The organism is Xenorhabdus bovienii SS-2004 (genome assembly GCF_000027225.1).
Classification (GTDB): domain Bacteria; phylum Pseudomonadota; class Gammaproteobacteria; order Enterobacterales; family Enterobacteriaceae; genus Xenorhabdus; species Xenorhabdus bovienii_C.
This window is the reverse complement of the sequence record NC_013892.1, coordinates 2,456,685-2,475,497: the sequence shown is the minus strand read 5'-3', so window position 1 is coordinate 2,475,497 and position 18,813 is coordinate 2,456,685. Positions and strand designations below refer to the sequence as shown.

Annotated in this window: 18 protein-coding genes, 2 tRNA genes and 2 pseudogenes; 9 read left to right on the top strand and 13 right to left on the bottom strand. The window is 41.8% G+C overall.

What is annotated here, in order from left to right; all coding sequences use genetic code 11:
- Positions 1–133: 133 nt before the first annotated feature.
- From XBJ1_RS10580 to XBJ1_RS10570, 3 genes are all read right to left on the bottom strand, one after another.
- A tRNA-Val gene (locus tag XBJ1_RS10580) sits at positions 134–210 on the bottom strand.
- Positions 211–240: 30 nt separating this feature from the next.
- Positions 241–317: transfer RNA gene (locus XBJ1_RS10575), tRNA-Val, on the bottom strand.
- 158 nt (positions 318–475) lie between these two features.
- Positions 476–1,849, bottom strand: coding sequence for an MATE family efflux transporter (locus tag XBJ1_RS10570; protein WP_012988930.1), 1,374 nt, complete (start codon positions 1,847–1,849; stop codon positions 476–478).
- Between the two features lie 238 nt (positions 1,850–2,087).
- Here XBJ1_RS10570 and XBJ1_RS10565 point away from each other — a divergent pair, with 238 nt between their 5' ends.
- Positions 2,088–2,735, top strand: a complete 648-nt coding sequence (locus XBJ1_RS10565; RefSeq protein ID WP_012988929.1) for a riboflavin synthase — start codon at positions 2,088–2,090, stop codon at positions 2,733–2,735.
- A gap of 79 nt (positions 2,736–2,814) precedes the next feature.
- On the opposite strand, the gene cfa is transcribed toward XBJ1_RS10565, so the two are convergent.
- Together cfa and punC are read right to left on the bottom strand one after the other, a co-directional pair.
- On the bottom strand, positions 2,815–3,966 hold the full coding sequence (gene cfa, locus XBJ1_RS10560; RefSeq protein WP_012988928.1) for a cyclopropane fatty acyl phospholipid synthase: 1,152 nt from the start codon (positions 3,964–3,966) through the stop codon (positions 2,815–2,817).
- Between the two features lie 319 nt (positions 3,967–4,285).
- Positions 4,286–5,467 carry a purine nucleoside transporter PunC gene (gene punC / locus XBJ1_RS10555; protein ID WP_012988926.1) on the bottom strand — a complete coding sequence of 394 codons (1,182 nt, stop codon included), beginning with the start codon at positions 5,465–5,467 and terminating at the stop codon, positions 4,286–4,288.
- A 123-nt stretch (positions 5,468–5,590) separates the two neighbouring features.
- On the opposite strand from punC, the gene punR reads away from it, so the two are divergent.
- Positions 5,591–6,499 carry a DNA-binding transcriptional activator PunR gene (gene punR, locus XBJ1_RS10550; RefSeq protein WP_012988925.1) on the top strand — a complete coding sequence of 303 codons (909 nt, stop codon included), beginning with the start codon at positions 5,591–5,593 and terminating at the stop codon, positions 6,497–6,499.
- Positions 6,500–6,502: 3 nt separating this feature from the next.
- Here punR and purR read toward each other — a convergent pair whose 3' ends face one another.
- Both purR and sodB read right to left on the bottom strand, forming a co-directional pair.
- On the bottom strand, positions 6,503–7,528 hold the full coding sequence (gene purR, locus XBJ1_RS10545) for an HTH-type transcriptional repressor PurR (RefSeq protein ID WP_012988924.1): 1,026 nt from the start codon (positions 7,526–7,528) through the stop codon (positions 6,503–6,505).
- A gap of 474 nt (positions 7,529–8,002) precedes the next feature.
- Positions 8,003–8,581, bottom strand: coding sequence for a superoxide dismutase [Fe] (sodB, locus tag XBJ1_RS10540; protein WP_012988922.1), 579 nt, complete (start codon positions 8,579–8,581; stop codon positions 8,003–8,005).
- A gap of 366 nt (positions 8,582–8,947) precedes the next feature.
- On the opposite strand from sodB, the gene XBJ1_RS10535 reads away from it, so the two are divergent.
- A complete protein-coding gene (locus tag XBJ1_RS10535) occupies positions 8,948–9,331 on the top strand; it encodes a Grx4 family monothiol glutaredoxin (RefSeq protein WP_012988921.1) in 384 nt (127 codons plus the stop codon).
- 65 nt (positions 9,332–9,396) lie between these two features.
- Here the strand turns inward: XBJ1_RS10535 and rnt are convergent, their stop codons facing one another.
- Together rnt and gloA are read right to left on the bottom strand one after the other, a co-directional pair.
- Positions 9,397–10,047 carry a ribonuclease T gene (gene rnt, locus XBJ1_RS10530; RefSeq protein WP_038198893.1) on the bottom strand — a complete coding sequence of 217 codons (651 nt, stop codon included), beginning with the start codon at positions 10,045–10,047 and terminating at the stop codon, positions 9,397–9,399.
- A 124-nt stretch (positions 10,048–10,171) separates the two neighbouring features.
- A complete protein-coding gene (gene gloA / locus XBJ1_RS10525) occupies positions 10,172–10,579 on the bottom strand; it encodes a lactoylglutathione lyase (RefSeq protein WP_012988919.1) in 408 nt (135 codons plus the stop codon).
- Between the two features lie 285 nt (positions 10,580–10,864).
- On the opposite strand from gloA, the pseudogene XBJ1_RS19895 reads away from it, so the two are divergent.
- A pseudogene (locus tag XBJ1_RS19895) lies at positions 10,865–11,026 on the top strand (DUF1289 domain-containing protein); the annotation flags it as partial.
- A 753-nt stretch (positions 11,027–11,779) separates the two neighbouring features.
- Positions 11,780–12,217, top strand: coding sequence for a transcriptional regulator SlyA (slyA, locus tag XBJ1_RS10520; protein WP_012988918.1), 438 nt, complete (start codon positions 11,780–11,782; stop codon positions 12,215–12,217).
- A gap of 87 nt (positions 12,218–12,304) precedes the next feature.
- On the opposite strand, the gene XBJ1_RS10515 is transcribed toward slyA, so the two are convergent.
- Positions 12,305–12,778 (bottom strand): glycine zipper 2TM domain-containing protein, encoded by a 474-nt coding sequence (locus XBJ1_RS10515; RefSeq protein ID WP_012988917.1) that lies wholly within the window; start codon positions 12,776–12,778, stop codon positions 12,305–12,307.
- Between the two features lie 337 nt (positions 12,779–13,115).
- On the opposite strand from XBJ1_RS10515, the gene anmK reads away from it, so the two are divergent.
- The 4 genes from anmK to pdxY all read left to right on the top strand — a co-directional run bounded on the left by anmK (position 13,116) and on the right by pdxY (position 17,337).
- Positions 13,116–14,228: an anhydro-N-acetylmuramic acid kinase gene (gene anmK, locus XBJ1_RS10510; RefSeq protein ID WP_012988916.1), complete on the top strand. Its 1,113-nt coding sequence runs from the start codon at positions 13,116–13,118 to the stop codon at positions 14,226–14,228.
- 41 nt (positions 14,229–14,269) lie between these two features.
- Positions 14,270–14,923, top strand: coding sequence for a pyridoxamine 5'-phosphate oxidase (gene pdxH / locus XBJ1_RS10505; protein WP_012988915.1), 654 nt, complete (start codon positions 14,270–14,272; stop codon positions 14,921–14,923).
- Positions 14,924–15,051: 128 nt separating this feature from the next.
- The gene (tyrS, locus tag XBJ1_RS10500) at positions 15,052–16,326 is read left to right on the top strand and encodes a tyrosine--tRNA ligase (protein ID WP_038198890.1); all 1,275 of its coding nucleotides are present in this window, start codon (positions 15,052–15,054) and stop codon (positions 16,324–16,326) included.
- A 132-nt stretch (positions 16,327–16,458) separates the two neighbouring features.
- Positions 16,459–17,337: a pyridoxal kinase PdxY gene (gene pdxY / locus XBJ1_RS10495; protein WP_012988912.1), complete on the top strand. Its 879-nt coding sequence runs from the start codon at positions 16,459–16,461 to the stop codon at positions 17,335–17,337.
- 80 nt (positions 17,338–17,417) lie between these two features.
- On the opposite strand, the pseudogene XBJ1_RS19890 reads toward pdxY, so the two are convergent.
- From XBJ1_RS19890 to fabI, 3 genes and pseudogenes are all read right to left on the bottom strand, one after another.
- Positions 17,418–17,615 (bottom strand): annotated as a pseudogene (locus XBJ1_RS19890) (glutathione S-transferase C-terminal domain-containing protein); the annotation flags it as partial.
- A gap of 15 nt (positions 17,616–17,630) precedes the next feature.
- Positions 17,631–17,837, bottom strand: a complete 207-nt coding sequence (locus tag XBJ1_RS21450; protein WP_012988910.1) for a hypothetical protein — start codon at positions 17,835–17,837, stop codon at positions 17,631–17,633.
- A 35-nt stretch (positions 17,838–17,872) separates the two neighbouring features.
- Positions 17,873–18,661 carry an enoyl-ACP reductase FabI gene (gene fabI, locus XBJ1_RS10490; protein ID WP_012988909.1) on the bottom strand — a complete coding sequence of 263 codons (789 nt, stop codon included), beginning with the start codon at positions 18,659–18,661 and terminating at the stop codon, positions 17,873–17,875.
- Between the last annotated feature and the right edge of the window lie 152 nt (positions 18,662–18,813).

The window sequence follows — 18,813 nt, the reverse complement described above, 5'->3', positions numbered from 1 at the left end:
AACGGGATAGAATTGAATTGTTAGTATCGCACGATAGGTTGGGTAACATTAAGTATATGGTAGGGAAGTAGAGTTCAGCAAAGTGTGAAATAAAAAAATGGCTAGAAAGGAACTTAGGATACTATCCTATAGATGGTGCGTCCGAGTGGACTCGAACCACCGACCCCCACCATGTCAAGGTGGTGCTCTAACCAACTGAGCTACGGACGCACATAAAATTTTCTATGTCAGACAGATATATGGTGCGTCCGAGTGGACTCGAACCACCGACCCCCACCATGTCAAGGTGGTGCTCTAACCAACTGAGCTACGGACGCAATCTACATTTCTGTGGCTGACAACGGGGAAGAATATTAACGATCACGTGGCCTTCTGGCAAGAGGAAAAACGCGAATTCTTATTCGATTGCTCGTATTTACACCTTTTGGAGTGAATTTGCGGCTTTTCCTCTTGTTTTCCGACCTAATAGACTAAATTAATGAGCAGAGCGTTCCAGAACAAAGTGAGTTGGTTGCTTTTGTAACCACAAAATTCGGAGACCTACCATGACCGCGGCTGCGGTTAAGCCGATAATAAACCCAATCCAGAAACCCTGTGGCCCCATTGGTTCAGTGACATAATGGGTTAGCGCCAGAATGTAACCACTAGGTAGTCCTAAGATCCAATAAGCAATAAAGGTGATAAAGAAGACGGAACGCGTATCTTTATATCCTCGCAATACACCGGAACCAATAACCTGAACTGAATCAGAAATCTGATAAATGGCTGCAAACAGCATCAAATGGGATGCAAGAGTGACAACTTCATAGTTATCGTTATACATAAGTGCGATCGGTTCGCGGAACAAAGTTGTAAAAGCCGCGGTCATACAGGCTATCATCAAACCGACAGCAAGACTTGTGTAAGCTGAAATTTTGGCACCTTCAGTCGATTTTTTTCCAAGGTTATAGCCCACGCGGATGGTTGCTGCGATCCCAAATGACAGGGGAAACATAAACATCATGGAACTGAAATTGAGTGCGATCTGATGTCCAGCAACGGCAGCGACTCCGAGAGGAGATACCAACAGAGAAACAACAGCAAAAAGTGTGACTTCAAAGAACAGGGCCAGTGCGATAGGTAAGCCAAGTAACACAATATGTTTTTGTGTACGCCAATTAGGGCCGGTAAAATTATCGAACGTATGGATATCTTTCTGTGAAGGCGTGTGTTTTACATACGCAAGTAGTAACAGGAACATGACCCAATAGACCGTGGCCGTCGCAACACCACAGCCCACACCGCCTAATTCTGGTGCGCCAAATTTACCGTAAATGAAAATATAATTGACAGGAATGTTAACCAGTAATCCCACAATGCCGATAATCATTGCGGGTTTGGTTTTCGACAATCCTTCACACTGCCCGCGTAGGGTCTGATAGAACAGATAGCCAGGAGCACCCCACATAATGGCATGGATAAAGTTTATTGCTTTTTGTGCCAACACAGGATCAACATTGTGTTGTGCCTCTATAATGAATCGGCAGTTATACAAAACAGCTATAACTAAAATAGAGAGAAAAGTTGCCAGCCAGAAGCCTTGTTGGATCTGAACTGCCACATTTTTTCGCTGACCAGAACCGTTCATGTGTGCCACAATCGGCGTTAGGGCCATCAGTAAACCCTGACCAAATAAAATAGTTGGTAACCAGATTGACGTACCGACGGCAACTGCAGACATTTCGACAGCACCCGCTTTACCAGCCATGACTGTATCGACGAAACCCATCGCAGTTTGTGAAAATTGTGCGATGATGATTGGGATCCCCAGAGCGAGCAAACTACGCGCTTCATTTAAGTATTTCTGCACGTACTACACCTTTTTTGATTGAAAATTAATTAGAAAAACAAAGAATATTTCTACGGGTAAACGATTTTATTGAAAAATTAATCGCTTATTAACGCGGATATTGTATAGGACTCGTTTTACTAAGCCAATCGCTGCGCGATACTAATACTCAATGAGAGCGCGTACTTATCGAAATAGTGTTTAAAAATGATGGGTGGGTTAAACTAATTCATTTATGCAAATGACGAAAGAGGTTCCCATGTTTACAGGCATCATTCAGGGAAAAGCGCCGATAGTTGCGATTGATGAAAAAGCGCATTTTCGAACTCATATTGTTAAGTTTCCGGCTGAATTATTACCCGGAATTGAAACGGGAGCCTCCGTTTCCCACAATGGTTGTTGCCTGACAGTGACCAATATCGATAGCAATCTGATTAGTTTTGATTTGATGAAAGAGACGCTGCGCTTGACTAATCTCGGTGATCTTAACGTAGGTGACTTAGTTAACCTGGAAAGAGCAGCAAAATTTGGTGATGAAATTGGCGGGCATCTGATGTCCGGTCATGTTATTACGATGGCTGAAATTGCCAAAATTTTCACTTCAGAAAATAACCATGAAATTTGGTTCCGCATTCATGATAAGCAGTTGATGAAATATATTCTGCACAAAGGATTTATTGGTATTGATGGGATTAGTCTGACGATTGGAGATGTTGTGAATAACCGATTCTGTGTTCACTTGATCCCCGAAACACTGGGACGTACGACACTGGGTAAAAAACGCCTTGGGCAGAAAGTCAATATTGAGATTGACCCACAGACACAGGCAATCGTAGATACCGTTGAACGGGTTATGGCGCAGAAAGAACAAGAAAAAGTATTGTCACAGACGGAAGAAGAAGAATAAAAAAACATTTCTCATTACAGGGGAAAGCTACAGAAATATGGTTCTGTAGCTTTTTGTACAACCTTTTTAGGTTAACATCTTACCGAGGAACTCTCAGGCCGTTTTCAATTCCTCGTGGACTAAACATAATTTGCCACAGTTGAATGTCTCTGGCACGGAATGCACCTGCACAAGCATTTAAGTAATAACTGAACATCCGTTTAAAGCGTGGGCTGTAATTATGTTCTATCTCGCTCCAGCTTGCGGTGAAATGTTCATACCATGACATCAACGTACGGTCATAATCCGCCCCAAAGTTGTGCCAGTCTTCCATGACTAATTTTCCATTACTGGCTTTGGCTATCTTTGCAACCGAAGGTAGGCAACCATTGGGAAAAATATACTTGTTCACCCATGAATCGACGTTCAATTTATCACGATTAGAGCCGATAGTATGAAGCAGGAACAGGCCATCAGGCTTCAGATTTTTGCGCACGATATTGAAATAACTAGCATAATTTTTAGGGCCAACGTGTTCAAACATACCGACAGAGACAATCCTATCAAACTGAAAGTTCAAATTGCGATAATCTTCAAGGATGACTTTCACATCCATATCCTTACAGCGTTCCTGAGCATATTTCTGTTGCTCTGCGGAAATAGTAACGCCAGTGACGGATACACCATAGTTTTTTGCGGCATAGGCAGCCAGACCACCCCATCCACATCCGATATCCAATAGTGTCATACCTGAAGATAATTGTAGTTTTTCGCAAATCAGGCGGAGTTTACTGGTTTGGGCTTCTTCTAGTGTGTTTGAATCTTTCCAGTAACCACATGAGTACTGCATGTGAGGGTCGAGCATGCGAGTAAAAAGATCGTTACCTAAATCATAGTGTTCTTCCCCTACAACCCAGGCTCTTTTGGGTGATTGTAGGTTAAATATGCGAGCGGTAATGATTTTCAGAATATCCTTGGCATTTTTGGGAATGCGGTACTCCAGACCAGCTCGCAGTATTTTATGAAAGAATACATCCAAACGTTCACAATCCCACCAGCCATCCATATAGCTTTCACCCAGCCCAAGGGAGCCTTCTTTTAACACTCTTTTATAAAAATTTGGATTTTTGACATGTATATCGAAAGGGCGCTTGCCGTTGATCTCAATATCAGCTTCTTGAAGCAACTCACTGGCGATTCTATGCCACGGATCAGTAATTATTTTTTTATCTTCAATGCAAGATGAACTCATATACTCTCCAATATTTATACAAGGGAATTTTGAGGTATCTCTTTGTGGCTGATTACTTATTATGTTAAAACCAAAAAGGTTTTATTCGGAAATAATATAGAACATTAAGTAAAAACATATATACTCATTCATCCTGAAAGCAAACAGAGCTTCATTGCCCTTACAAGCCTCAAATTCCAAGTTTTTATAATAATGAACCTGTATGAGTATATGAGTGAAATAATATTTAAACAATCATCTAAAGGTCACATTTATGACGCAACCTTTAGATGAGAATGTTCTTAATTATTATTTTTTGGCGTGATTATTAAATTCATGTTTAATCTTTCTTGTCATATTTTTGCTTTTGCAACCAATACCCTATTGCCATCAGAGCAACAGTAGAAACCATCACTGTTGTGGTAGATAAAAGAGGGTTTTTCATGAATACAGAGACTATCAGGCTTGCGACAAAACAGAACCCTAATTGCAGGGCATTCTGCAATGCTGCTGCCTTCCCACTGTTTTTAGGGTAAACAGAGAGTGCATTTGCTACAGCAATAGGATAAGAAGCACCATTCATTGCTGCCATAAAGCAGAAAGGGATGAGAATAGCCATAAATGAAGGTTCATAGAATTGGGAAATTAAATAAATGATCACCATGCTGACGGCATAACCTGCCAGTAAGAATGGAAATACCGTCTCACTTTTGGTTTTTTCCAAAAGAATACGGCAACCATATCCACCGACCATAAATGCCAGAGTCTGAGGAATATAACTCAAGCCGATATCTGTAGGATCATAACCCATATCGGCCAGAATTGTTGGTGAGCCAGTTAGCCAAGCAAAAAAACCAGCACTGCAAGCAGCATAAATTAGTACATTTCCACTGAATATTGGGGATTTCAATAAGGTAAAGAAAGAAACTCCCTTTTTATCAGAGTCGGTATCGATAGCTTTGTGTTTATTGGTCAGGAAAAATGTGGGTATCAGCAGTAAAAGTGTTACAGCCATCAAGACAAGGAAAATGATTTTCCAGCCAACGTGTGACAATAGCCATGCACCGACCAAAGGAGCGAGTGCAGGGGAAAGGGCAACCAGAGGCATTATCATGGCAAAAACACGTTTAGTACGTTCAGGATCATACCGATCGACAACTAAAGCCTGCCAGCAAACTGCCGCAGAGCAGACTCCAACCGCTTGAAGAAATCTCAATACAAGCAGTTGAGTGGAATCAGTTATCCAGAGCATACCTAGACAGCTAATGGAAAACAGAGATAAGCCGATAATAAGAACAGGCTTTCTTCCTAATCGGTCAGACAGTTGCCCCCATAACAACTGAGCAAAGGCAAAACCGCCAAGAAAAATGCTGAGACTCGCACTGATAGCACTTTCTGATGTATTTAACTCTGTTTTCATTACTCCAAAAGCAGGTAGATACATATCAATAGCCAAATAGCCGAGCATACTCAGGCCAGCGAGATAAAACATGAATGAAATGGAATTTTTATTTGTTGTCATTGTGTTAATAACTTGGTGTGGTAATTGATAAGAAGATACAAGGCTTATTCTATATGGCATGATTTTTACTTGTGAAACGGTAATATTTGCATCATGTTATGAAAAAAATTGAAAGGAATAAATATGTGGTCTGAATACTCGCTGGAAGTTGTTGATGCTGTAGCCAGAACAGGAAGTTTCAGTGCAGCTGCATCAGAACTTCATCGTGTCCCTTCTGCTATCAGCTATACGGTAAAACAACTCGAAGAATGGTTGGCTGTACCTTTATTTGAGCGTCGTCACCGTGATGTAGAATTAACGGAAGCGGGAGGTATTTTTGTTAAAGAAGCTCGTTCTGTTATCAAAAAAATGCATCACACTCGCCATCAATGTCAGCAGGTGGCTAATGGTTGGAGAGGGCAGTTCAGCATTGCCGTTGATCAAGTTGTAAAACCTGAACGAACGCTCCAACTTATTCTGGATTTTTACCGGCATTTTCCAGATATTGAGTTGCTTATCTATCCTGAAGTTTTTAATGGTGTGTGGGATGCACTGGTAGATGGACGGGTTGATGTCGCCATTGGTGCCACCCGCGCTTCTCCGGTCGGAGAACGATACAGTTTCAGGGATATGGGGTTTATGCCGTGGTTATGCGTTGCTAGCCCTGCACATGAACTGGTTTCGATAGCAGAAAAATTGCATGACGACCAGATGCGAGCTTATTCCAGTTTATGCCTGGAAGATACTTCTCGCAGCCTGCCCAAGCGTGATACATGGGCTTTGGATAATCAACGGCGATTGATTGTGCCTGATTGGGATATTGGGTTGGCTTGCCTGATGGATGGTCTATGTGTAGGAATGGTGCCCAAGCATCGTGCATTACCACTTATCCGCCGCGGAAAATTGATCGCACTTGAGCTTGAACAACCATTGCCTGATAGCCCATGTTGCTTGGCATGGTCGCAAAAAAGCCATTCACCAGCATTAAGCTGGTTGCTTGATTATCTTGGAGATAGTGAAACACTTAATGCTGAATGGTTGCAGGAGGACTGATCGTCAACGGCGATAATCGATGAAAGGCCCATCTGTAACAGATCGACGCTCAACAAGACGCGGATGCACTTCGATAGTTTGTACATTTTCACGTTTATTGATGATCCTGTCCAGTAACATCGAGAAGGCCATCTGTCCCAAGCGTTCTTTGGGCTGGTGGATGGTTGTCAGCGCTGGCGTGAAGTAGCGTGCATTGCGAATATTGTCATAACCAATGATGGAAATATCTTGAGGGACACGTAAACCTAGCTCATCGGCTGCACAGATTGCACCCATTGCCATCACATCGCCACCACAGAAAACGGCTGTGGGGCGATGTTTCTGATTCAGGATCTGATACATAGCTTGATAGCCAGATTCAGGCTCAAAATCGCCCTGCACAATCCATTCATTCCGAATGTCAATATTTGCCTCTTTCAGTGCCTTGAGAAAACCTTGATGACGCCCGCCACCTGTATTTCTTGCTAATGGTCCAGGAATGGAAGCAATATCACGGTGACCGCGTTCAATAAGATAGCGGCCGGCCAAATAACCACCATGGAAAGCGTTATCGATAATCGCATCGGTGAAATCTCCTCTAGATTCACCCCAGTCCATGACCACCATGGGAATATTGCGATAATCTTCTAGCATACCCAAAAGTTGTTCAGGATATTCTGAACACATTACCAGTAAACCATCCACACGCTTTTGAGCGAGCATTGCGAGATAAGCTTTCTGCTTGTCGAGATTGTTGTGAGAATTGCACAAAATCAACGTATAGCCTTTGCTATAGCAACTATTTTCAACGGATTCTATGATTTCGGCAAAATAAGGTGCCTCACTTGAAGTTGCCAGTAATCCGATGGATTTGGTGTGGTTAACCTTCAAACTACGAGCAACGGCGCTGGGAGAATAGTTTAATTCTTTTATGGCAGCCCAAACTGCGATTTTTGTATCTTCGGCGACGAAACGGGTTTTATTGATAACATGGGATACGGTTGTGGTCGAAACACCAGCGCGTTTAGCCACATCTTTAATCGTTGCCATGATAAAAAAGACTCCTGACCTTATGGTCTAAATTTATAGATCTTTGTTAATCGTTTGCCAGTATATTTATATAGGATGAAGGCTGGCAATAATTTAGCGGTAAACCTTGAATTTTGTCTGATCTAGCTCAAAAGTGAAAGCAATAATCGATGCTATAAAGTATATGCACTAAATGTCAAATGATGCTTTTTATGTAATAGGGTGAATAACCATTTAAAGTTTATGGTATTGCGGGGCCTTAGTTTTCACATTGAGGGTTTTATGGATATAGATTTGAAGTTGGGATTATTGACTGCCAGTAGCGCATTAGTAATGATTGTTACTCTAGCAAGTCTTTGCCTGGTCTAGAAAAAATTGAAGGGCAGCGTCGCCTGCTTTTGTTTTAAGGGTAAACTTTCGCTATCCAAGACTTATGGAATTGGGAAAGTCTACCCTTGCTATTTCAAACTGGCTTGAGCGTTTATCTCAGAAAACTTAAGCCAGATTTTCTTCAACAAATTTCCAGTTGACCAGAGCCCAGAAATGCTCCAGATATTGAGGGCGCGCATTACGGTAATCGATGTAATATGCGTGTTCCCAAACATCAACTGTCAGTACAGGTTTATCTTTACCAGTCAATGGAGTTGCGGCATTGGAAGTATTGACGATAGCCACGCTACCATCAGCTTTCTTGACCAGCCATGTCCAACCCGAACCAAAATTTTTCAGTGCAGCATCAGTAAACTGCTGTTTGAACTCAGTAAAAGAGCCGAAAGCACTGTTAATAGCGTCTGCAACTTTTCCAGTTGGTTCACCACCCCCGTTTGGTGACAGGCTATTCCAGTAGAAAGTGTGATTCCAGACTTGTGCTGCGTTATTGAAGATGCCGCCTTCGGATGTTTTGATGATTTCTTCCAGTGATTTTCCGGCAAATTCGGTATCTTTAACCAGATTGTTCAGGTTCACAACGTAGGCGTTATGATGTTTGCCGTAATGATATTCCAGAGTTTCGGCTGAAATGTGTGGTTCCAGGGCATTTTTGGCATAAGGTAATGCTGGTAATTCAAAAGACATTGCATGCTCCTTTTTAATATCGGGTTTTTGGCTCTACAAGCCATGGTTAACAAGGTGACAACCATGGGCAGAGCAAATTCAAGCTTATTATCATGTTGCTATTTTGATAATTATCTTAACAACTTTTCAGCTAAATAACAGGGAAAAAGATACGACTTAACTGCGATTTGGAGTGGAACTGAACTGTAGTACTGATTGTAAACGATCACAGGGGATGAAAGCATCACATAGCCATCTATAGCAGATTGCAACATAAAAGTTACATAAGAAAGTTCGCGGTAGAAAATTCGCGGTAGAAAGTGGTATTCTGAATCAATCTTTTCTGATGCTGATAAACAGCGCTTGTGGTTTAAGGAAGTAAAAATGATGAGTATTGAGAAAAACGAACGCCCGGTTGAAGAAACAACGACTATTGGAAAAATAGAACGCCAGATCAAAGAAAATCCAATCTTGCTGTACATGAAAGGTTCCCCAAAGCTGCCAAACTGTGGTTTCTCTGCTCAGGCGGTTCAGGCGCTGTCTGCCTGTGGTGAACGTTTTGCTTACGTAGATATCCTGCAAAATCCTGATATCCGTGCAGAATTGCCTAAATATGCAAACTGGCCGACATTTCCTCAGCTTTGGGTAGATGGTGAGTTGGTAGGTGGTTGTGACATTCTCATTGAAATGTATCAGAGTGGTGAATTACAAGCGTTGATCAAAGATACTGCTGACAAGTACCGTGAACAGGCAGGCTGCGATAGCGAATAATTTATCATTTTGGTGAATAATGGTTAAAGCCCCATACATCTTCAGTAGGTATGGGGCTTGATTTATCAGGATTCGTTATTTGGGGAAGGTAATGGCCAGCCGCCTAGTCGTTTCCAGCGGTTAACGAGTTCACAGAACAGCAGGGCAGTCCGGTCTGTATCATACAGCGCGCTATGAGCCTGATTGCTGTCAAATGGTATTTCCGCTGTGATACAGGCTTTGGCCAGGATTGTTTGGCCGAGCACCAAACCACTCAGAGCTGCGGTATCAAAAGTGGCGAAAGGGTGAAATGGGTTACGTTTCAAACCAGAACGCTCTGCTGCTGCCATGACAAAGTTGTGATCAAAACTGGCATTATGGGCGACTATAATCGCGCGGTTGCAATTATTGTCTTTCATACCTTTGCGGATCATTTTGAAAATGGCATGTAATGCGGTGTATTCACTGACTGCTCCCCGCAATGGATTGGTCGGATCAATCCCTGTGAATGCCAGCGCTGCTGGGTCAAGGTTAGCGCCTTCAAAGGGGTCAATATGAAAATGCAGTGTGTCAGCTGGCATCAGCCAACCCTCTTCATCCATCTTTAAAGTAATTGCTGCGATTTCAAGTAAAGCATCTGTCTGTGCATTAAAACCACCGGTTTCTACATCAATGACAACAGGATAGTAGCCACGAAAACGTCCACTTAGCATGTTTTGATCTTTTTTATTAGACATCTGATTCAGTTCTTAACTTCATGATAGTGGATATTATGACAAAATTTGGCATGTATTGCAGAAGTAATGCCTATCCAATTTAGAAATGAAGGGCATGGGGAATGCCCTTTGCATGTAGAAATAGTTAATTTCCTAATGCACTACTGCCGCTTTGGTTTTCGATTAATTCGATTTTATAGCCATCGGGATCTTCAACAAACGCGATGACTGTTGTTCCGCCTTTGACAGGTCCAGCCTCGCGAGTCACATTTCCACCAGAGAGCTTGATGCGCTCACAAGTTGCCGCAACATCGTCCACACCCAAGGCAATATGCCCAAATGCGGTTCCCATTTCGTAGCTTTCAACATCCCAATTATAGGTTAACTCAATGACTGCACCTTGGCTTTCATCGGTATAACCGACAAAAGCGAGGGAATATTTATACTCTGGATTTTCGCTGGTGCGAAGTAGACGCATACCCATCACTTGAGTATAGAAATCAATCGAGCGCTGCATGTTGCCAACACGGATCATGGTATGGAGTAAACGCATAATTACCTCTTGAACTTTATAATTTTATTGCGAAATATCCTTATTTAGGAAAGTCCTTATTTGGGATAATATTATGGCGAAATTTCGCTCATTAACTACATATGTGTGGTTAGCTATAACTATAACTTGTATAGATAAAATAATTCAATTTGTCCTTTCAACTTTCATATATTATTTCATACTATTACTATTTAATTTTAAATTATCACAATTGTTCTTATCCTGCGTCAGTATGTCAATTCTCACAGGGTAAGTGCTTGGTAGGTCTAGATACAGGAGGATTAGATGGCTGAACAATTAGAGTTTTTCGCTATTCCAACCCCTTGCAAAGGGGGTTGTGAATCTGATTCCCGTGGTTTTTGCCGAGGATGTTATCGGAGCAGAGAAGGGTGGTTTATGTGGATGAAATTATCCGATAGACAAAAAATAGAAATATTTAGGTTATGTTATTAAAGTCATCTAAATAATTTAAAGAATTAAGGAAAAAATACGATATTAACCTGAATTAACCTGAATTATTTTGATTTTTCACTGATTTGTTTAAAAAAAACACTTACATGAATAATAGTTTATTATTACCTTAAAAATAAGAAATATTACTAGTATTAAATGATGTATAATTTATATTACACGCTTTTTATTTAACATAGGTCATTTTTAAATATCGTTCATGTTGACTAATTACCGTGTTTCGATAAAATTTTCTTATCAAAGTATTACTTATTGAACAATAAAAGAGCTTATTTTCTATCTTATTGTTTTTAATGTTATTTATTATAATATGAACTATCGTTGTAAGAGAAAAATGATATTAATGTAAAAATATATAGATTAGTATTTGGATGGCGGTTATTCTTATAGAACTTTAACCGAGTGGAACTGTATCTATTTTTAGGGTTTGTATTTATTTTTTTGATATTTAAAATTACAATAGTTTAGCTAGAGGATTATTTTATACAGTTTATATCGTTGGTGGATTAATGCGCGATTTTATTCGGTGCGCCGTAAAACTTCGCTCTTTAGGGCGACGAAGATGTCAACTTTGAGTAACAAGCCAACGCGACACTAATTAGGTAATTAGCGAAATTCCTGACTCTGCTAATGTAAGCATGATATAGGTGCGTATCCATTATTCATATGAATAAACTGATTGGATAATTCATTGATGTTATATGAGTCTCTAATTATAAGGAGGGGTAATTGGAATTGACATTGGGATCAGACCTAGCACGTTTAGTTCGTGTTTGGCGCGCTTTAATTGATCATCGTTTGAAACCGTTGAAATTAACTCAGACACATTGGGTTACTCTATACAATATTAGTCAGTTACCACCAGAGCAGTCACAGATACAACTTGCGAAAGCTATTGGTATCGAACAACCCTCTTTGGTGAGGACTCTGGATCAATTAGAAGAAAAGCAACTGATTACACGTCACACATGTGCTAATGACAGGCGTGCGAAAAGAATCAAATTAACCGAGGAATCGGAAACTTTTATCAGAGAAGTTGACAGTGTTATTGGCTCTACAAGGAAAGATATCTTGGAGGGAATTACTCATGATGAGTTAATTCTGCTTGCTTCTGTAATAAAAAAGATTGAGAAGAATATTAGCCAATTGCATAAACAGGTAATATAAAAATTAACCGATAAAGAGAAAATCGCGGTCCAGTAGATACTGGCAAGCCGCGATTTTTTTGGTTTGATTGTACGTGAACTAATAATGTCAGAGTGGCGATACTGTAGTCGAATTTCCACCGTCAGCGATCTTGACACGTTGGCCTTTGCTGAAGACGACTTGATCCTGTTTCTGTACTACGACGATATTCCTTCCGCTATCAGTGCGAATATCTAATTCGACACCTTTCGTTTTATTGATGGCCCCTTCAATCCCCTGGCCAGCCATCCCACCAGCAATAGCACCTGCGGCTGTAGCAAGTCTTTGGCCTGTACCATCACCGACTGTGTTACCCAATAACCCTCCTAAAACAGCACCACCAATCAAACCCAGCATATTTTGGTTACCAGCCTGAGCACCTTTAATATACACAGGACGTACAGACAGAATAGTGCCGTAGGTTACGTTTTGAACTTGTTTGGCTTGATCAATAGAGTAGGTATCACTAGAAAGTGCTCCCATGTCTGCGCAACCAGACAATGTTGTTACTACAACTGCACCAACCAGGAAACGTTTGAACATAGTTACTCCTAATTTTAATGCCCAATGGGAAAGCCTGATAATAAACCTACAACCAAGCATTAGGCTACTATTGCCAGCGACAGTCTGGCGACTAATTGCCGATACACTAACAGCGCATTTCTCGATAAATAATAAATACTGAAGACGAACTCCTAAAGGAATAATTCCTGACCAAAAGTTTAGCATGTTTTGTGAAGGACTCTCCAAAACTCAGATTTTATCTCTGATATTGACTGCTAAACATATATAGTCCAAATAGATGTGTTTCATAGTTTATGTAAGATTAAATGTAATCTACGAACGAAATGTAATCCACTCTTTAAATAGGGGAGTATTTATGAAGTCAGGACGTTATATCGGTGTCATGTCTGGTACTAGCATGGATGGAGTTGATGTTGTTCTGGCGGAGATTAGCGATAAGATTGTTGCACAGCAAGTGAGTTATTCTCACCCATTTCCACAAGAGCTTAAGCAAAAATTGCTTTCCATCTGTCAAGGTCAACAGACGACATTATCTATGGTCGGCCAGTTTGACTATGAACTTGGAACACTTTTTTCCGAAGCAGTAAAAGGCCTGATGAATAAAGCTGGGCTAACCGCAAGCGACATTACAGCAGTTGGCTGTCATGGGCAGACAGTATGGCATGAACCAGACGGCGAAAAACCCTTTACTATGCAAATCGGTGATAATAATCGTGTCGCTGCATTGACCAATATTACTACTGTGGGCGATTTCAGGCGGCGTGATATGGCTTATGGTGGTCAGGGCGCACCTTTAGTACCCGCATTTCATATGGCGGTTCTCGGGCATCCAACAGAAAGACGCATTATTCTGAATATTGGCGGGATCGCAAATATCTCCGCACTTCTGCCAGATTCTGCTGTTAAAGGATATGATACTGGGCCAGGGAATATGCTGATGGATGCATGGATATGGCGGCATAAGCAGTTACCTTATGATAAGGATGCTCAGTGGGCGAATGAAGGAATAGTCAATCAACGCTTGCTCCAAAAAATGATTTCTGATCCTTACTTTGCACGTATTGCACCGAAGAGTACGGGGCGTGAGTACTTCAATATGGCATGGTTGGAAAAACAGTTGGCAGATTTTCCCGACGTCTCATCTGTAGATATTCAGGCAACGCTGGCTGAACTAACCGCGGTAAGTATTGCACAACAGGTCATCTTGAGTGGTGGGTGTGAGCGTTTGCTTGTCTGCGGAGGTGGAGCACGGAATCCACGTGTAATGAGCCGCTTATCTGATTTATTGCCAATTACTGAAGTTGCTACGACCGACAGATATGGGTTGAGTGGTGACGATATGGAAGCACTGGCATTTGCTTGGCTGGCATTCCGCACTATGTCTGGATTGTCGGGTAACTTGCCGTCAGTAACGGGTGCGGACAGGGAAACGATTTTAGGGGCAATTTATCCTGTTGCCAGCAGATAACAATGATATGTTAATACTCACTAAGAAATCGAGAGTTAGAAATGTCAGAACATAATGAAACGGGTATCGCAGACCTGCGCCGCGAATATATACGTGGTGGATTGAGGCGAAAGGATCTTACTAAAGAACCGATTGAACTTTTTGAACTTTGGTTGAAACAGGCTTGTGAAGCCAAACTTATTGACCCTACGGCAATGTGCATTGCTACAGTTGATGAACACGGTCAGCCTTACCAACGTATTGTTTTATTAAAACATTTTGATGCCCGTAGCTTGGTTTTTTATACCAACCTTGGTAGCCGCAAGGCGAAGCATCTGACCCAGAATAACCGAATCAGCCTCCATTTTCCGTGGTACCAGCTTGAACGGCAGGTCAGTTTCCTTGGCAAAGCTGAACGCTTATCTCCTACAGAGGTTGTGAAATATTTCCATAGCCGCCCAAGAGATAGCCAAATCGCTGCATGGGTGTCACAACAATCTTCCCGTATTTCTACTAGAGGCATTCTAGAAGGTAAATTTCTGGAGTTGAAACAGAAATTCCAGAGTGGAGAAGTGCCGCTACCCAGTTTCTGGGGAGGATTCAAAGTCGAATTCGATTCTGTGGAGTTTTGGCAGGGAGGCGCGTATCGCCTTCACGATCGTTTTTTATACCAGCGGGAAGGCGAAGAGTGGCATATTGATCGCCTTGCACCCTAAGAGATTAATTACTGTTTTTAATACTGGTACTTAAATTACTGGCGTTTTATGCTATAGCACGCAATTTATAACGAGTTACTTATATAGGTCATTATATAGGTAAAGTATACAAACCGATGGAGCCATTGATGTTTAGCAATAACCTGATAAAACAACTGCAAGATCGGGGCCTTGTTGCCCAGGTAACGGATGAAGAAGCGTTAGCAGAGAGGCTGGCGCAAGGTCCGGTTTCTCTCTATTGCGGCTTCGATCCTACCGCTGACAGCTTGCATTTGGGGCATCTGGTTCCCTTGCTGTGTTTAAAACGATTCCAACTGACCGGGCATAAGCCTATCGCGTTGGTAGGTGGTGCGACAGGTTTGATTGGCGATCCCAGTTTTAAAGCAACTGAACGCAAATTAAATACAGAAGAGACCGTTAAAGAGTGGGTTGAAAAAATTCGTAAACAGGTTTCACCATTCCTCGATTTCGATTGTGGTGAAAACCGTGCGGAAATTGCCAATAACTATGAGTGGTTTGGGGAAATGGATGTGCTTACTTTCCTGCGTGATATCGGGAAACATTTCTCTGTTAATCAGATGATCAACAGAGAGGCGGTAAAGCAGCGTCTACATCGTGATGATGTTGGTATTTCGTACACTGAGTTTTCTTATAACCTGTTGCAATCATATGACTTTGCTAACCTGAATGGAAAATATGGTGTTGAATTGCAGATTGGCGGTTCAGACCAATGGGGCAACATTACTTCAGGTATCGACTTAACGCGCCGCTTACACCAGAAACAAGTTTTCGGTTTGACAGTGCCACTGATCACTAAATCTGATGGTACTAAATTCGGTAAGACAGAAGGTGGTGCAGTTTGGTTAGATCCAAAGAAAACCAGCCCGTATAAATTCTACCAATTTTGGATTAGTACCGCGGATGCGGACGCTTATCGCTTCCTGAAGTTCTTTACTTTTATGAGCATTGAAGAGATTAATGCTTTGGAAGAAGAAGATAAGAACAGCGGTAAGGCTCCGCGCGCCCAGTATGTATTGGCAGAGCAAGTGACGGGTATGGTACATGGTGAAGCCGGTCTTGCTGCGGCGAAACGCATTACTAATAGCCTGTTTTCTGGCATTGTTGCAGATTTGACTGAAGAAGATCTTGCTCAATTGGCGCAAGATGGTATGCCAGCGATTGAACTGGAAAAAGACGCTGATTTGCAACAAGCTCTGGTCACCGCTGGGCTGGTACCTTCCCGTGGTCAAGCTCGTACCATGATCGGTTCTAATGCGGTTTCCATCAATGGTGAAAAACAATCCGATGCTGAATATACGTTCGCGGACAGCGATCGTTTGTTTGAGCGTTATACTTTGTTACGCCGTGGTAAAAAGCATTATTGCCTTATCAACTGGAAATAACTCATAAAGACGTAGTTGTAGTTAAAGACACAGTGAAAAACAAAGTTAAGGGCAACAGCAATGTTGCCCTTAAAAAATTCGACTTGTTAATAAGCCGCTCATGAATCACAAAATAATAAATTAGGCCTTATCATGAAAAATGTTCTTTCAATTCAGTCTCATGTTGTTTTTGGTCATGCTGGGAACAGTGCTGCTGTTTTTCCAATGCGTCGAATGGGAGTGAACGTATGGCCATTGAATACGGTTCAATTTTCCAATCATACCCAATATCCTCAATGGCGTGGTTGTGTTATGCCGCCAGAGCATTTGGCTGAAATTGCCCAGGGAATTGGTGAAATTGATAAATTAGTTTCCTGCAATGCGGTACTGAGTGGTTACATTGGTTCTGCGGAACAGGGAAACCATATTCTTGATATTGTAAGACAGGTTAAGCAAGCCAATCCCGAAGCATGGTATTTCTGTGATCCCGTGATGGGACATCCAGAAAAAGGGTGTATTGTCGCTCCTGGAATTGCAGAATTCCTCTGTGAGAAAGCATTACCCATCAGCGATATCATTGCTCCTAATTTACTGGAGCTGGAAACGTTGAGCATGCGGAAAATCGAAAATGTAGAACAAGCTATATCCGCAGCCCGCGCATTGTGCGAAAAAGGCCCAGAGATTGTTTTAGTCAAACACCTCAATCGTGCAGGCTACAGAGCAGATCGCTTTGAAATGCTTTTGGTGACTAAAGAACATAGTTGGCATATTAGTCGTCCATTGATTAATACGGGTGAACGTCAACCTGTGGGTGTTGGTGATTTAACGAGTGGTTTGTTGCTCGTCAATTTACTGAAAAGTACATCTCTAACAGATGAAGCATTACAAGCGGCGCTGGAGCATGTTGCATCAGCAGTCTACGAAGTGATGCTGGAGACTCAGGAGAGAGGGGAATATGAGTTACAGATTATTGCCGCTCAAGATAAAATGGTCATTCCAACACATCAATTCAGTGCGGCGCAAATTGACTGACGATCAAGATTGTCGATAAAGTTATGCTTCCGGTAGCTTAAATTATTTTTTTGGCGCACCGGAAGCGATAATTCTCAGATTTAAATTAACCCTTCTGCTTTTAAAGCATCCTGAACATGTGAGCGCTGTCTGATATTTTGCAGATAGGCACTCAAATGGCTGAGTTCGGATAAATCCAGTTTTATATCAGATGTCCAGCCACAGGTTGTGAAGAGATAAGCATCTATGACTGTAAAATGATCGCCAGCAATATACGAGCGTCTTGACAAAATATCATCAAGGTAAGTAAATTTTTACAGTAATTTATGGCGAGTAATCGAAGGATAGCTTTCTGGTGCCTCCATTGCTGGGGAGAATGCCCAGAGGCTTCGATGTATTTCGCTGGCGACATAACTCAGCCATTCGATTTGTTGGTAGCGTTCAATTAGAACAATATGAGGATAGATGAAGATAATACAGAGGTGGAGGGAAAAAAATAAGCCCAGAAATACAGTTATCACCAGGCTTATTTTAAGATATCAATGAGTTATTGAAATTATTTCAATTCCAGCTCATTCATGGCAGCGATACTGAAACCGCCATCGACATGCATAATTTCGCCTGTCACACCACCAGCAAGATCAGAACACAGGAATGCTGCTGCATTACCTACATCTTCTGTTGTTACAGTACGGCGAATAGGTGTTACCGCTTCGCAGTGTGCCAGCATCTTGCGGAAATCTTTGATGCCAGATGCTGCCAGTGTACGAATTGGGCCTGCGGAGATACCGTTAACACGAACACCTTCAGCACCCATTGCATTCGCCATATAACGCACGTTAGCTTCCAGAGAAGCTTTTGCCAGACCCATTACGTTGTAATTAGGGATTGCACGTTCTGCACCCAGATAGCTCAGAGTGAGAAGGGCTGAGTTAGGATTCAACATGTTGCGGCATGATTTCGCCATAGCGACGAAGCTGTATGCACTGATATCATGTGCAATTTTGAAACCTTCACGGTTGACGGCATTAACATAATCACCATCAAGCTGCTCAGCAGGAGCATAACCAATAGAGTGAACAAAGCCGTCAAACTTAGGCCATACTTTACCTAGTTCAGCGAATAATGCGTCAATACTTTCATCTTCAGCCACATCACATGGCAGAATGATGTTCGAATCCAATGATGCCGCGAATTCTTCGACACGAAGTTTTAACTTGTCATTCTGGTAGGTAAAAGCCAGCTCAGCTCCTTGATCGTGCATTGCCTTGGCAATTCCATAAGCGATAGACAGTTTGCTGGCTACGCCAGTAATGAGAATGCGCTTGCCGGTCATGAAACCCATAGCAGTATCCTTATTGTTCTTAGTGGTCAACACCAGAGTTATATTGTGGAGTAACAAAAATATATAATTACTATAACTAGGGTATTTGTTGTTAATAAACGGGAATGATTCTACCACGCTGGAGAAAAATGTGGTGAGTTTCCCACTCTGCT